This is a genomic window from Neorhizobium alkalisoli (assembly GCF_002968635.1).
GTDB lineage: Bacteria > Pseudomonadota > Alphaproteobacteria > Rhizobiales > Rhizobiaceae > Neorhizobium > Neorhizobium alkalisoli.
On sequence record NZ_PVBN01000015.1, the window covers coordinates 18,202 to 31,478 of the forward strand.

12 protein-coding genes are annotated in these 13,277 nt (G+C 60.3%); 9 read left to right on the plus strand and 3 right to left on the minus strand.

The window, feature by feature from the left end; genetic code table 11:
- Positions 1-48: 48 nt before the first annotated feature.
- The 6 genes from topA to rpmG all read left to right on the plus strand — a co-directional run bounded on the left by topA (position 49) and on the right by rpmG (position 7,662).
- Positions 49-2,709, plus strand: coding sequence for a type I DNA topoisomerase (gene topA, locus C5L13_RS25205; RefSeq protein WP_105386033.1), 2,661 nt, complete (start codon positions 49-51; stop codon positions 2,707-2,709).
- An 86-nt stretch (positions 2,710-2,795) separates the two neighbouring features.
- Positions 2,796-5,072 carry a ribonuclease R gene (rnr, locus tag C5L13_RS25210; protein ID WP_245571467.1) on the plus strand — a complete coding sequence of 759 codons (2,277 nt, stop codon included), beginning with the start codon at positions 2,796-2,798 and terminating at the stop codon, positions 5,070-5,072.
- A 1-nt stretch (position 5,073) separates the two neighbouring features.
- A complete protein-coding gene (locus C5L13_RS25215; RefSeq protein WP_105386035.1) occupies positions 5,074-5,526 on the plus strand; it encodes a DUF983 domain-containing protein in 453 nt (150 codons plus the stop codon).
- A gap of 32 nt (positions 5,527-5,558) precedes the next feature.
- Positions 5,559-6,209 carry an NUDIX hydrolase gene (locus tag C5L13_RS25220; protein ID WP_245571468.1) on the plus strand — a complete coding sequence of 217 codons (651 nt, stop codon included), beginning with the start codon at positions 5,559-5,561 and terminating at the stop codon, positions 6,207-6,209.
- Positions 6,210-6,219: 10 nt separating this feature from the next.
- Positions 6,220-7,404: an MFS transporter gene (locus C5L13_RS25225; protein WP_105386037.1), complete on the plus strand. Its 1,185-nt coding sequence runs from the start codon at positions 6,220-6,222 to the stop codon at positions 7,402-7,404.
- A 90-nt stretch (positions 7,405-7,494) separates the two neighbouring features.
- The gene (rpmG, locus tag C5L13_RS25230; protein ID WP_003547442.1) at positions 7,495-7,662 is read left to right on the plus strand and encodes a 50S ribosomal protein L33; all 168 of its coding nucleotides are present in this window, start codon (positions 7,495-7,497) and stop codon (positions 7,660-7,662) included.
- Between the two features lie 784 nt (positions 7,663-8,446).
- On the opposite strand, the gene C5L13_RS25240 is transcribed toward rpmG, so the two are convergent.
- Positions 8,447-9,817, minus strand: coding sequence for a PleD family two-component system response regulator (locus C5L13_RS25240; RefSeq protein WP_105386135.1), 1,371 nt, complete (start codon positions 9,815-9,817; stop codon positions 8,447-8,449).
- Between the two features lie 16 nt (positions 9,818-9,833).
- Positions 9,834-10,205, minus strand: coding sequence for a response regulator (locus tag C5L13_RS25245; protein ID WP_085423079.1), 372 nt, complete (start codon positions 10,203-10,205; stop codon positions 9,834-9,836).
- A gap of 117 nt (positions 10,206-10,322) precedes the next feature.
- Here C5L13_RS25245 and C5L13_RS25250 point away from each other — a divergent pair, with 117 nt between their 5' ends.
- Positions 10,323-10,631, plus strand: coding sequence for a DUF3572 domain-containing protein (locus tag C5L13_RS25250; protein ID WP_105386039.1), 309 nt, complete (start codon positions 10,323-10,325; stop codon positions 10,629-10,631).
- On the plus strand, positions 10,632-11,294 hold the full coding sequence (locus tag C5L13_RS25255; RefSeq protein WP_105386040.1) for a hypothetical protein: 663 nt from the start codon (positions 10,632-10,634) through the stop codon (positions 11,292-11,294).
- A 2-nt stretch (positions 11,295-11,296) separates the two neighbouring features.
- Here C5L13_RS25255 and C5L13_RS25260 read toward each other — a convergent pair whose 3' ends face one another.
- Positions 11,297-11,875, minus strand: a complete 579-nt coding sequence (locus C5L13_RS25260) for a GNAT family N-acetyltransferase (protein ID WP_170117327.1) — start codon at positions 11,873-11,875, stop codon at positions 11,297-11,299.
- 72 nt (positions 11,876-11,947) lie between these two features.
- On the opposite strand from C5L13_RS25260, the gene C5L13_RS25265 reads away from it, so the two are divergent.
- On the plus strand, positions 11,948-13,240 hold the full coding sequence (locus C5L13_RS25265; RefSeq protein WP_105386042.1) for a DNA polymerase IV: 1,293 nt from the start codon (positions 11,948-11,950) through the stop codon (positions 13,238-13,240).
- The last annotated feature ends 37 nt before the right edge of the window (positions 13,241-13,277 follow it).

Below are 13,277 nucleotides of genomic sequence, written 5' to 3' on the forward strand. Positions count from 1 at the left end.
GCCTGGCCGCGAACGCTGCCGGGTGAAGCCTCTATTCAGAGAAAAAAGATGAATGTTGTTGTTGTAGAATCTCCAGCCAAAGCCAAGACGATCAATAAGTATCTCGGTTCAGGCTACAAGGTTCTCGCCTCTTTCGGCCACGTGCGCGATCTTCCAGCCAAGGACGGTTCGGTGCTTCCCGACCAGGATTTCGAAATGTCCTGGGAAGTCGATAGCGCGTCTCAGAAGCGCATGAAGGATATCGCAGACGCAGTGAAGGGTTCGGACGGACTGTTCCTGGCGACCGACCCGGATCGCGAGGGTGAAGCCATCTCCTGGCATGTGCTCGATCTTCTGACGAAAAAACGGGTGATCGGCGACAAGCCGGTCAAGCGGGTGGTCTTCAACGCCATCACCAAGAAGGCCGTGCTCGACGCCATGGCCAATCCGCGCGATATCGACGTGCCTCTGGTCGACGCTTATCTCGCCCGCCGTGCGCTCGATTATCTGGTAGGCTTCAATCTTTCGCCGGTTCTCTGGCGCAAGCTGCCCGGCGCGCGCTCGGCAGGCCGTGTTCAGTCGGTCGCGCTGCGGCTCGTCTGCGATCGCGAATCGGAAATCGAACGGTTCGTTTCGGAAGAGTACTGGAACCTGTCCGCCCTGCTGCGCACCCCGCGCGGCGACGAATTCGAGGCGCGCCTCGTTTCTGCCGACGGGAAACGCCTGCAGAACCGCTCCATCAAGAATGGCGAGGACGCCAATCGACTGAAGGCGCTTCTCGATGGCGCTGCCTATACCGTTGACACGGTCGAGGCAAAGCCCGTCAAACGCAATCCTGGCCCGCCCTTCACCACCTCGACCCTGCAACAGGCTGCGTCCTCCAATCTCGGCTTCAATGCCTCGCGCACCATGCAGGTTGCGCAGAAGCTCTATGAAGGCGTCGACATAGGTGGTGAAACAGTCGGTCTCATCACCTATATGCGTACTGACGGCGTGCAGATGGCTCCGGAAGCGATCGAGGGCGCCCGTCTCGCCATCGCTGACCAATTCGGAAACCGGTATCTGCCTGAAAAGCCACGCTTCTATTCCACCAAGGCGAAGAACGCGCAGGAAGCCCACGAAGCCATTCGTCCGACCGATTTCAACCGCTCGCCGGACACGGTGCGCCGCTACCTCGATGCCGATCAGGCCCGGCTCTACGAATTGATCTGGAAGCGCGGGATCGCGAGCCAGATGGCATCCGCCGAAATCGAGCGCACCACAGTCGAGATCCTTGCGGATAACAACGGCCAGCGGGCCGGTCTCAGAGCGGTAGGCTCCGTCATCCGGTTCGACGGCTTCCTTGGCGCCTATATGGATCAGCGCGAAGACGGTGAAAAAGGCGACGACGATGAAGACGACGGCCGGCTCCCCGAAATCAATGCACGCGAAAAGCTCGACAAGAGCAAGGTGAATGCCAGCCAACACTTCACCGAGCCGCCGCCGCGTTATTCGGAAGCATCGCTGATCAAGAAGATGGAAGAGCTCGGCATCGGCCGGCCCTCCACCTATGCGGCAACGCTGAAGACCCTGAGCGACCGCGAATATGTCACGATCGACAAACGCAAGCTCGTACCCGAGGCGAAGGGCCGTCTCGTAACCGCCTTCCTCGAGAGCTTCTTCACCAAATACGTGGAATATGACTTTACCGCCGACCTTGAAGAGAAGCTCGACAAGATTTCGGCCGGTGAACTCGATTGGAAACAGGTCCTGCGCGAATTCTGGCAGGATTTCTTCGCCCAGATCGAGGACACCAAGGAGCTGCGTGTCACCAACGTGCTGGATGCGCTGAACGAGGCTTTGGCCCCGCTCGTCTTCCCGAAACGGGAGGACGGCAGCGACCCGCGCGTCTGTCAGGTCTGCGGCACCGGCCAGCTATCGCTGAAACTCGGCAAATACGGCGCCTTCGTCGGCTGCTCGAATTACCCCGAATGCAACTATACGCGCCAGCTTTCCTCGGAAGGCGGCGCTGAGGCGGAAGCGAACGGGCTGAACGAACCCAAGGCGCTGGGCGCCGACCCTCATACCGGCGAGCAGCTGACGCTGCGTTCCGGTCGGTTCGGCCCCTATATCCAACGCGGCGAAGGCAAGGATGCCAAACGGTCCTCCCTGCCCAAGGGCTGGAAGCCGGAGGAGATCGATCACGAGAAGGCGCTCGCTCTGATCGGCTTGCCGCGCGACGTGGGCAAACATCCCGAATCCGGCAAGATGATCTCGACGGGCATCGGCCGCTACGGCCCGTTCGTGCTGCATGATGGCACCTACGCGAACCTGGAATCGGTCGAGGACGTCTTCACCATCGGGCTGAACCGAGCTGTGACCGTGCTTGCGGACAAGCAGAGCAAGGGTGCCGCGGGTGGACGAACCCGAGGCACGCCTGCGGCTCTGAAGGAACTCGGAGACCATCCCGATGGCGGACCGATCACCGTACGTGATGGCCGCTACGGTCCTTACGTGAACTGGAGCAAGGTGAATGCCACACTGCCGAAGGGTATGGACCCGCAAGGAGTAACCCTGGAGCAGGCGATCGCGCTGATTGTTGAAAAGGGTGGCAAGGCGCCTTCGGGCAAGGCCAAGCCCAAGAAGGCAGCCGCCAAGGCGGGCGCTGACACCAAGAAGGCTGCGCCGAAAGCAAAGGCAAAAGCGCCAGCCAAAAAGGCGGCGCCCAAGGCGAAGAAGACGGGCACGTGAGAGAACCGCGCGACAGATCGAGACACCACGGCAAGCGGCAGGACAGAGCTGCCGGCGGTGCAACCTCTTCTGCCGGCGACAAGCCCGTGATCATTCATGGCGCGGTGCCTCCCAGGGAGGCCCTGCTCGAATTCATCGCCGAAAACCCCGACAAGGCCTCGAAGCGAGAGATTGCCAAAGCCTTCGGCCTCAAGGGGGAAACGCGTGTCGAGCTGAAGGATCTTCTGCGGACGCTGGAGGAGGAAGGTCTTCTCACCAAGAACCGCAAGTCGCTGACGCGTCCCGGCGCATTGCCGCCGGTGACGGTGCTCGACATCACCACCCGCGACAAGGATGGCGAATTGATCGGCCGTCCCGCCGAATGGCCGGAAGAACAGGGCGCGGCGCCCGCTGTCCTCATCCGGCAATCTTCGGAAAACCGTGGCAAGGGCAAGACGCCGGCCGCAGGCCTCAACGACCGGGTGCTGGCAAAAATCTTCCCGAACAAGGATCGTTCCGGCCCAGCCTATACCGCCCGCGTTATCAAGATTATCGACAAGCGCCGCGGTGCCTCGCTCGGCGTCGTCAAAAAACTCGCCGATGGCGAACTGCGCCTGCTGCCGACCGACCGGCGGGGCGAGGAAATGGTAATCGAGAGCGCCGATATTGGCGAAGCCAAGGACGGAGACCTGGTCGAGACCGAAGTCGTCCGTTCAGGCCGTTTCGGCCTTCCCCGCGCCCGCGTGCTTTCCGTGATCGGCTCCGTCGGGTCGGAAAAGGCGATCTCGATGATCGCCATTTACTCTCATGGCATTCCGCATATTTTTCCCCAGGCGGTTCTCAATGAAGCCGAGGCCGCCAAGCCTGCAACCATGTCCCGCCGGGAAGACTGGCGCGATCTTCCGCTCATCACCATCGACCCGGCCGATGCCAAGGACCACGACGACGCGGTCTATGCCGAACCGGACCCCTCTCCGGACAATCCGGACGGCGTGATCGTCACGGTCGCGATTGCCGATGTTTCCTGGTATGTCCGCACCGGTTCGCCGCTGGACCGGGAAGCGCTGAAGCGCGGCAATTCCGTTTATTTTCCGGACCGCGTCGTGCCGATGCTGCCGGAGCGCATCTCGAACGACCTCTGCTCGCTGCGCGAAGGCGAGGATCGGCCCGCACTTGCCGTGCGCATGGTTTTCTCCAAGGAAGGCCGCAAGGCCGGCCACACGTTCCACCGCGTGATGATGAAGAGCGCCGCCAAGCTCTCATATCAACAGGCGCAAGCGGCGATTGACGGCAAGCCCGACGACAAGGCGGGGCCGCTGCTGGAGCCGGTCCTCAAGCCTCTCTGGCACGCCTACCGCATCCTGAAACGCGGCCGGGACCGCCGTCAGCCTCTCGAACTGGACATGCCGGAACGCAAGATCATCCTGAAACCCGACGGCACGGTCGATCGGGTTCATGTGCCGGAACGCCTCGACGCGCACAAGCTGATCGAAGAGATGATGATCCAGGCAAACGTCGCCGCTGCCGAGACCCTCGAAAAGAAGCGTCAGCCGCTGGTCTACCGCGTTCACGACACGCCGGCGCTCTCCAAACAGGAGGCCCTGAGGGAGTTTCTGGCGACGATCGGCATTTCGATGGCCCAAGGCGGTCAATTGCGGGCCAATTCCTTCAACGGCATCCTCGCACGCGCGCTCGATACGCCGCATCAGACCATGGTCAACGAGATGGTGCTGCGCTCCCAGAGCCAGGCGATCTACAGTCCCGAGAATATCGGCCATTTCGGCCTCAACCTGATGAAATACGCGCATTTCACCTCCCCGATCCGCCGTTATGCGGATCTGATCGTGCATCGCGCGCTCGTTGGCTCCCTGGGGCTCGGCGAAGGGGGAATCACGCCGGACGAAGAGGCGCAGCTCGACGATATCGCCGCCGAAATTTCGACCTTCGAGCGCCGTGCCATGGCGGCCGAACGTGACACGATCAACCGGCTGATTGCTCATCATCTCAGCGAACGGATCGGCGAGGAATTCGAAGGTCGCGTTTCCGGCGTCACGAAGGCGGGACTATTTGTCTCGCTTCCGACCTATGGCGCCGACGGTTTCATCCCTATATCCACCCTCGGCAACGACTACTTCATCTACGACGAGGCGCATCAGGCGCTGTCTGGCGAGAAGACGGGAGTAGGTTATCAGCTCGGCGATACTGTCGACGTGAAACTTGTGCAAGCAATCCCGCTTGCCGGTTCGCTACAGTTCGAAATGCTGAGCGAAGGCAAAAAGCTGCCGACAGCGACCCGCTCCTTCCACAAGTCGGGGCGGCGCGACCGATCCACCGGCCGGGCCAAGCCCGGTACGCGGCCGCCACGCAGCGGCCGGAGGAGATAGAATGGAAAGACTGGACGAGCAGACGGTCCGATACGGAAGCGCCGGAGAGGCCGGAAGGCCCCTGGGACGCTCGGTAAAACGGGGTATGCTGAACCGCTGTCCCAATTGCGGGACCGGCCGTCTTTTCCGGGCCTTCCTGAAACCGGTGGATGCCTGCGCCGTCTGTGGCGAAGACATTTCCCACCACCGCGCCGACGATCTGCCGGCTTATCTGGTCATCGTCGTTGTCGGGCACGTTCTGCTTACGGGTTATATGCTGACCGACATGGTCTTCCTCGTTTCCCCGTGGGTGCACCTGGCGATCTGGGTGCCGCTTGCCGTTCTCGCCGCGCTGGTGACCATCCAGCCGATCAAAGGCGGCGTCATCGGGCTGCAATGGGCGCTGAAGATGCACGGCTTCGGCGGTGAGGACAACGAGGTGGCCGATCCCGGCCGCGGCGGGCCGATCGCATGATTTCCTCTGCCGAGGAACAGATGCCGTCGGCAATGGACGCACTGAAGCATGCGCACGTTGCCGGGGTGAGGCCGAAAGATGCAGCGTCGCTCATCCTGATTGATCGCTCCGCAGGCGGTGCCCGAGTGCTGGTGGGCCGGCGTGGCAGCGGCCATGTCTTCATGCCGGATGTTTACGTCTTTCCCGGCGGGCGGCGGGACGCCCGGGATCATGCACTCCCCTTCAGTGCCGATCTCGATACCCTCGTTCTCGAAAAGCTCCTCGTTGGCGCATCGTCCGGCCTCACCCGAAATCGCGCACGGGCGCTCGCGCTTGCCGCCCTGCGGGAACTCCATGAGGAGACGGGAATCGCCAGCAGAACGGCACCAGACCTTTCGCGTCTGCGTTATGTCGCACGCGCGATAACTCCCCCCGGTAACCTGCGGCGCTACGACACGCGCTTCTTCCTCGCCTTTTCCGACGAGACTCCCTTCGACATGAGCCGTTTGGGAGATTCAAGCGAACTTCAGGACGTGCGCTGGCTTGACATCGCCGACCTTTCCGGTCTGAAACTCCCGGCCATTACGAAGTCGGTCTTGGAGGACGTGAAAAATCTCATGACAGCCGATCCCTCTTTGTCGTTCGGAAATCCGGTGTCCTTCTACTTCATGCGTCATGGACGATTCGTCCGCAGCCGACTGTAAGGAATATCGAATGCCCCAGCCGACGACCGACGCCAACGGCCATGTCGAGCGAATCCACTGGCCTTCGCTTGTAGCTGCGATTGCCGCCATCAGTGCAGTCGGAATTGCAATCGGGCTGGGTCTGCCTCTTCTCAGCATCATTCTGGAAAAACGGGGAATTCCCTCGACGCTGATCGGCCTCAATGCGGCCATGGCCGGCGTCGCTTCAATGCTTGCCGCGCCCGTCACGACCAAACTCGCGCATGACTACGGTGTCGCCAGGACCATGATATTCGCCGTCGTGGTGGCGGCACTGAGCGCTATCGGCTTCTATTACGCTGACGCCTTCTGGATGTGGTTCCCGCTCCGGTTCACGTTCCACGGCGCGACGACCACGCTCTTCATCCTGTCGGAATTCTGGATCAACGAGGCCGCACCTCCGCGGCGACGCGGGCTGGTGCTGGGGATCTACGCAACCGTTCTGGCCATAGGCTTTGCGAGCGGCCCCCTGCTCTTCTCGGCACTCGGCAGCGATGGCATCCTGCCCTTCCTGGTGGGTGCCGGCATCATCATGCTCGCTGTGATCCCGATCTTCATCGCCCGGCACGAAAGTCCGGTGCTCGACACCAAACCGGACCGGCATTTCTTCCACTATATTTTTCTGGTGCCAACGGCGACCGCAGCCGTCTTCGCATTCGGAGCCGTTTCGGCAGGCGGCTTGTCTCTTTTCCCGATCTACGCGCTTCGTGAGCAATTGAGCGAGCAGCAGGCCGCGGTGCTTCTGACCGTGATGGGAATCGGCAACATGGCGTTCCAGATCCCACTCGGCCTGATTTCCGACAAATTGCGCGACCGGCGCCCCCTTCTGACAGCCATGGCAGCGTTGGGAGTCGCCGGCTCGCTCGTGCTGCCCTTGTTGATCGAGAACTGGATCCTGATGGCCGTGGTCCTGTTTTTCTGGGGCGGCTGTGTGTCCGGGCTCTATACGGTGGGTCTGGCGCATCTCGGGGCAAGGCTAAGCGGTCCGGATCTTGCAGCCGCCAATGCCGCATTTATCTTCTGCTATGCGGTCGGTACAGTCGCTGGACCACAGAGCATCGGGGCCGCGATGGACATCGGTGGTAACGACGGTTTTGCCTGGGCACTTGCCGCTTTCTTCGGCTTCTATGTGGTGGTTTCGGGCTTCCGCTTACTTTTCCGGTCAAAACGAGGTTGACTTTTCGGGCGCGATTTGTAATTTCGCGCCAGATTTTGCCGTGGAGCTCACCCGCGTCCACGGCTTCATTTTTTTAGAGGCAGAACGACCATGGCGAAAGCTACGACCATCAAGATCAAGCTGCTGTCGACGGCTGACACCGGATTCTTCTACGTCACGACGAAGAACAGCCGTACGATGACGGACAAGATGACAAAGACCAAGTACGACCCGGTTGCCAAGAAGCACGTTGAATTCAAGGAAACCAAGATCAAGTAAGACTTGATCCAAGGGTTGCCAGGAGGCGCCGACCGCCAGGTCAGGCGCCTTTTATTTTGGCCTGTGCTCAGCCTTCTCGGCTCAAATCAATGTGACAAACAACGCGCAAAAGAAAAGCGCCGCCTCCCATGACATTGGAAGCGGCGCTTTTAAATGGGGGTCGACCAGCTTGCAATCACGGCACGAGGAACCGCTTTGGTATGCCTGCCAGTCGACCGACCCCACGACCCAGGAGATGCGGCGGACCTGAGCATCATGGGGTATGACGATCCCCTTAGGGAAGCCATAGTTTCGGTTGCGGCCAAAATTGCTCAAAACGAAAAGAAAATCAACAGAATCTTAACTCGTCGTGCAATCCAGATGTGTTGTTGGTTAAAATTCGCGGCGAGACATCTCCGCACCACCTAATTCCTTAAAGAAAACCGATAGTTATTGCCGAAAATCAGTATTTTCTACTTTAATAGTTTTCAACAACCCATCCACCTTTTCCAAGAATAGACCTTGGCAATCGACCGATTTCCTCAACCATACGGAAATCTTGAGGCGAGGTGAGCCTGTTATTTTGGCTCAACTCGGCAAATGGGATTTGCCGATACAGCTTAAGACTTCTGGAAGCCCTCTAACCAGAAGATTTCTGGCCGCTGCCCGCTGGATCTTTCTATATTAAATTCCACCCGTAAAAACCTTGTGCGAATGAGAAATAATGGGGGATGAACAGCGGCGATTGCCGGATTTCCGAAATCCGTAGCAGTCCGCACACGTATTTTAGAATCAGGTGATTCTCTTAAGCGGCCGCGGCAACCACTCGATTGCGCCCGCCATTCTTGGCCTCGTAGAGCGCCCGATCGGCCTGCTTCAACAGTTGCTCGGGGGTTTCGGCCCCGTATGTGTTGCACGCAATCCCGAGCGACGCGGTGACGTTAAGGACAGCGCCCGCACCCTGCAGCGTGAATGGCTGGCTTTCGATGATGCTGCGCAGGCGTTCGGCTATGGCGGTGGCGGCCACGGCGTCGGTATCGGGCATGACGACCACGAATTCCTCGCCGCCGTAACGGCAGGCAAGATCGGCTCCCCTGACGGTGGAGCGTATGCGCGCTGCAAACTCTCTCAGCACCTCGTCCCCGGCATCATGCCCATAGGTATCGTTGACCGACTTGAAGCGATCGATATCGGTGATGCAGACAGAGAGCGGCCGGCCCCGCGCCGCGGCGCGGTTGAACAGCACCTTCAGATGGTTGTCGAGATAGCGGCGATTGTTGAGGCCGGTCAGCCCGTCGGTTACAGCAAGCTCGATGGTCTGGCGGACGCTCATCCTCAGGCGGTCGTTGTAGCGCTTGCGCTTGATCTGCGTGAGGACCCGGGCGATGAGCTCGTTCGGGTCGAGCGGCCGGACGATATAATCATTGACGCCGAGATCCAGCGCCCGAACGATCAGGTCGTCGGCCCCCATCTCCGTCACCAGCAGCAGCGGGAGGAAGCGGGTACGCTCCAGCGAACGGAGCTGCGAGCAGAGACGCAATGGGTCGTATTCGTCGAAATTGGCGTTGACGATGACCAAGTCGACCGGATTTTCCGCGGCCTCGAAGAGCGCGGCCTGCGGATCGGACATGGCAATGACGTCGGCGACCGGCTTCAATGCCCTGACGATCCGTTCCTGCGAGCTTGCGCGGCTGTCGACCAGCAGAACCTGGGCGGCCTCCTCGCGACCGTCCACGCCCTTCAATACGTCTTCGAGCACAATGTTGTGGGCCGTGTCCGCGCGGATGCGCAACTCGTCCGTCAGCGCTTTCAACCTTACAAGGCTCTTTACGCGGGAAACGAGCTGCAAGTCATTGACCGGCTTGGTGAGGAAGTCATCGGCGCCGGCTTTGAGGCCGCGGACCCTGTCGGAAGGTTGGTCGAGTGCGGTGACCATGACGACCGGAATATGGGCAGTGCGCGGATTGGCCTTCAGCCGCTCGCAGACCTCGAAACCATCGATGCCGGGCATCATGATGTCGAGCAAGATCAGGTCGACATGGGTGCTTTCACAGATCGCGAGCGCCTTGTATCCGTCATCGGCGGTCAGCACATCGAAATACTCGGCGAGCAGCCGAGCTTCGAGCAGCTTCACATTTGCCGGAATATCGTCGACTACCAACAGGCGTGCGGTCATGCCATCCGATCCGATTTCACGCGTCACCCAGATAGGTTTTGATCGTCTCTATGAATTTCGGGACCGAAATAGGCTTCGAGACATAGGCTTCGCAACCACCCTGACGAATCCGTTCCTCGTCTCCCTTCATGGCAAAGGCGGTCACGGCGATCACCGGGATGATGTGAAGCTCGTCATCTTCCTTGAGCCATTTGGTGACTTCCAGGCCCGAGACTTCCGGCAGCTGAATATCCATGAGAATGAGGTCAGGCCGATGCTTGCGGGCGAGGTCGAGCGCCTCCATGCCGTTGCGGGTCTGGATGGTATCGTATCCCGATGCTTCGATCAGGTCGCGGAAGAGCTTCATGTTCAGCTCGTTGTCCTCGACGATCATGACCCGTTTGGGCATAGCGATCCGTTCCTTAAGCGTGCCTTCTGTATATAAGCTCTGCCGACGGTCGATTCCACAGGCCTTATTCTAGGCATGGTATGACGATTTGGTTGAAGAAAAGGTAACCTTGAAACGATGCGGCGCGAACCGACAAAAACCAATACCAGCGCGGCCAACGCGGAGGAAACGGCTGCGGCCGTGCTCGGCTGGCTCGCCAACGAGCCGGAGATGCTCGGGCGCTTTCTGGCTCTATCAGGCCTGCAAGCCAATCAAATGCGTAACGCCGTCAACGATCCAGGCTTTCTCGCGGGCATGATCGACTTCCTGATGGGTCACGAGCCCACATTGCTCGCGTTCTGCGAGGCGACGGATATCAAGCCGGAAACCGTGGCGGCGGCCTGGCAATACTATGCCGGACCTCAGCCCGGTTCCGGCGATTACTAGATGACCGAGGTCCTCGACATCTTCCCTGACCTATCGCATGTGCGCCTCGGCGACAGACCGCTTGTCGTCTGCGATGTGGACGACGTGGTGCTGCATTTCGCGGCTCCTTTCCAGGACTTTCTACGAGGGGAAGGCCATGAACTCCTCCCTCGCTCCTTTCGACTTACCGGCAACATCGTCACCGTCGAATCACAAGTCACCCTCGAACACGCGGATGTCCGCCGGCTGATCGAGGCCTTTTTCGAGGCGCAGGAAAGCTGGCAATTCCCCTTGGACCTCGTCGTCCAGACGCTTGAAGCGCTCTCCAAGGATGCCGACGTCGTTTTTCTGACCGCGATGCCGCCGCGCTACCGAGAACAGCGCCGCCGCCTTCTCGACCGGCTGGGATTGCTCTTCCCGTTGATCGCCACCGAGGAACCAAAAGGCCCGCTCATGCAGCGGCTGCATGCGCAACGCCCTCTCCCATCGGTCTTCATCGACGACATGCCGCACAACCTCCATTCCGTGCGGGATCACGTTCCCGCATGCCTCCTCCTTCATATGATGCCCGACTCACCGCTACATCTCCTCGCTCCGAAACCCGCTGAAGGTATCGTGCGGGCGATCGACTGGCCTCATGCAGCAGAACTCATCCAGGCGCATATCCGTTCCGAGGTCACCTGATATCAGAGCTCAAGCCGCATCAGAGGGCGGCCATCCTTGCGGCGGGCAACTTCCGAAAACCCAGCGGCCGCAAAAACCGTCATCGAGCCGACATAGAGACCGGGCGATTTCGATGTTTTCGCCTGTTCCATGGGACAGGCTTCGAGGATGCGCGCTCCGCTCTCCCGGGCAAAGCGGATCGCGACATCCACCATCCGATGACTGTTGCCCTTGCCGCGATGGCGGTTGCCGATGAAGAAACAGCTCACCGCCCAGACCGACAGGTCTTGCGCCTCCGCAGCCTCCAGCGGCCGTGACACGGTGCGAGGCGAGTTCCATTGCGGAACGTCGGCACGCGGTCCCACCTGTACCCAGGCGGCGGGCTGGCCGCCGACATACCCGAGCATGCCGGGTGGCGGTCCGGTCTCGATCCGGCGGCGGCTGAATTCCTTCTTGGCCGCACCGTCAAGCAGTTTTCGTTCCGCTGCCGGCATTCGAAAATAGGTACACCAGCAACCATAACAGGCGCCGCTCGGCCCGAAGAGCGCCACGAAATCGTCCCATCGCTCAGGCGTCAGTGGATAGGCTGCGAAGAGTTCCATGCCGTCTCGCATATCCCTTGAGACTCATAAGCGTAAGGCTTATGGTCGCAATGTTCAATCTTTGTTCCAGCCATGACATCTGCACCAGACACGACACCCGGCTTTTGTCGCGACTGCCTTGCGGAGCAGAAGGGGGAAGCACGCCGGTGCCGCGGTTGCGGCAGTCCCCGCCTCGTCTATCACAAGGAACTCTATGGGCTGACGCTGGCGCATATCGATTGCGACGCCTTCTACGCCACTGTCGAAAAACGCGACAATCCGGATCTTGCGGACAAGCCGGTGATCATCGGCGGCGGCAAGCGGGGCGTTGTTTCGACTGCCTGCTATATTGCGCGCATCAACGGCGTTCGCTCCGCCATGCCGATGTTCAAGGCGCTCGAACTCTGCCCGGACGCGGTCGTCATCCGGCCGAACATGGAGAAATATGTACAGGTGGGGCGTCAGGTGCGGCAGATGATGATGGATCTGACGCCATTGGTTCAGCCACTTTCCATCGATGAAGCCTTTCTCGAGCTGGCCGGAACGCAGCGGCTGCATAACGACCCGCCGGCGCGCACGCTTGCCAGGCTCGCTGCGCGGGTGCAGAGCGAACTCGGCATTACGATCTCGATCGGCCTTTCCTACTGCAAGTTCCTCGCCAAGGTTGCTTCCGATCTCAACAAGCCACGCGGGTTTTCCGTCATTGGCCGCGAGGAGGCCCTGGAATTCCTCAAAACCCGTCCGGTGACGACCATTTGGGGAGTGGGCAAGGCCTTCAACGCCACGCTCGAAGCTGACGGCATCCGCACCATCGGTCAGCTTCAGACGATGGAGGAGAGCGACTTGATGCGCCGCTACGGGAGCATGGGTCAGCGCCTTTATCGCCTGGCGCGAGGCATGGACGACCGTGAGGTACATCCGAACGAGGCGGCAAAGAGCGTCTCTGCCGAGACGACGTTCTTCGACGATATTTCGAGCCACGATGAACTGGTGCCGATTCTGCGCCGGCTTTCCGAAAAGGTCTCTGCTCGACTGAAGAAACATGGGATCGCCGGGCAAACCGTCGTCCTTAAGATGAAGACCGCAGACTTCAAAAGCCGGACACGCAACCGGCGGCTCGAGGATCCGACGCAGCTTGCAGACCGGATCTTCCGCACCGGCCTCTCCTTGATGGAACGGGAAACCGACGGCACCAAATTTCGCCTGATCGGAATCGGCGTCACCGATCTTAGCGATCCGGCCCTTGCCGATCCGCCGGACCTTGTCGACCGCCAGTCCGGCCGTCGCGCCGCGGCGGAAGCGGCGATGGACAAGCTGCGCAACAAGTTTGGCAAGGCGGCGGTGGAGACCGGCTATACCTTCGGGGACCGCCGTCGGGATCAATGAAATGTGATCCGTTTTCAACCATCACATTCGAACTTTT

Excerpts from the sequence above, each read along its gene's own strand:
- topA (WP_105386033.1), top strand. The coding sequence starts at position 49 with ATGAATGTTGTTGTTGTAGAATCTCCAGCCAAAGCCAAGACGATCAAT.
- C5L13_RS25215 (WP_105386035.1), top strand. The coding sequence starts at position 5,074 with ATGGAAAGACTGGACGAGCAGACGGTCCGATACGGAAGCGCCGGAGAG.
- C5L13_RS25220 (WP_245571468.1), top strand. The coding sequence starts at position 5,559 with ATGGACGCACTGAAGCATGCGCACGTTGCCGGGGTGAGGCCGAAAGAT.
- C5L13_RS25225 (WP_105386037.1), top strand. The coding sequence starts at position 6,220 with ATGCCCCAGCCGACGACCGACGCCAACGGCCATGTCGAGCGAATCCAC.
- rpmG (WP_003547442.1), top strand. The coding sequence starts at position 7,495 with ATGGCGAAAGCTACGACCATCAAGATCAAGCTGCTGTCGACGGCTGAC.
- C5L13_RS25240 (WP_105386135.1), bottom strand. The coding sequence starts at position 9,817 with ATGACCGCACGCCTGTTGGTAGTCGACGATATTCCGGCAAATGTGAAG.
- C5L13_RS25245 (WP_085423079.1), bottom strand. The coding sequence starts at position 10,205 with ATGCCCAAACGGGTCATGATCGTCGAGGACAACGAGCTGAACATGAAG.
- C5L13_RS25250 (WP_105386039.1), top strand. The coding sequence starts at position 10,323 with ATGCGGCGCGAACCGACAAAAACCAATACCAGCGCGGCCAACGCGGAG.
- C5L13_RS25255 (WP_105386040.1), top strand. The coding sequence starts at position 10,632 with ATGACCGAGGTCCTCGACATCTTCCCTGACCTATCGCATGTGCGCCTC.
- C5L13_RS25260 (WP_170117327.1), bottom strand. The coding sequence starts at position 11,875 with ATGGAACTCTTCGCAGCCTATCCACTGACGCCTGAGCGATGGGACGAT.
- C5L13_RS25265 (WP_105386042.1), top strand. The coding sequence starts at position 11,948 with ATGACATCTGCACCAGACACGACACCCGGCTTTTGTCGCGACTGCCTT.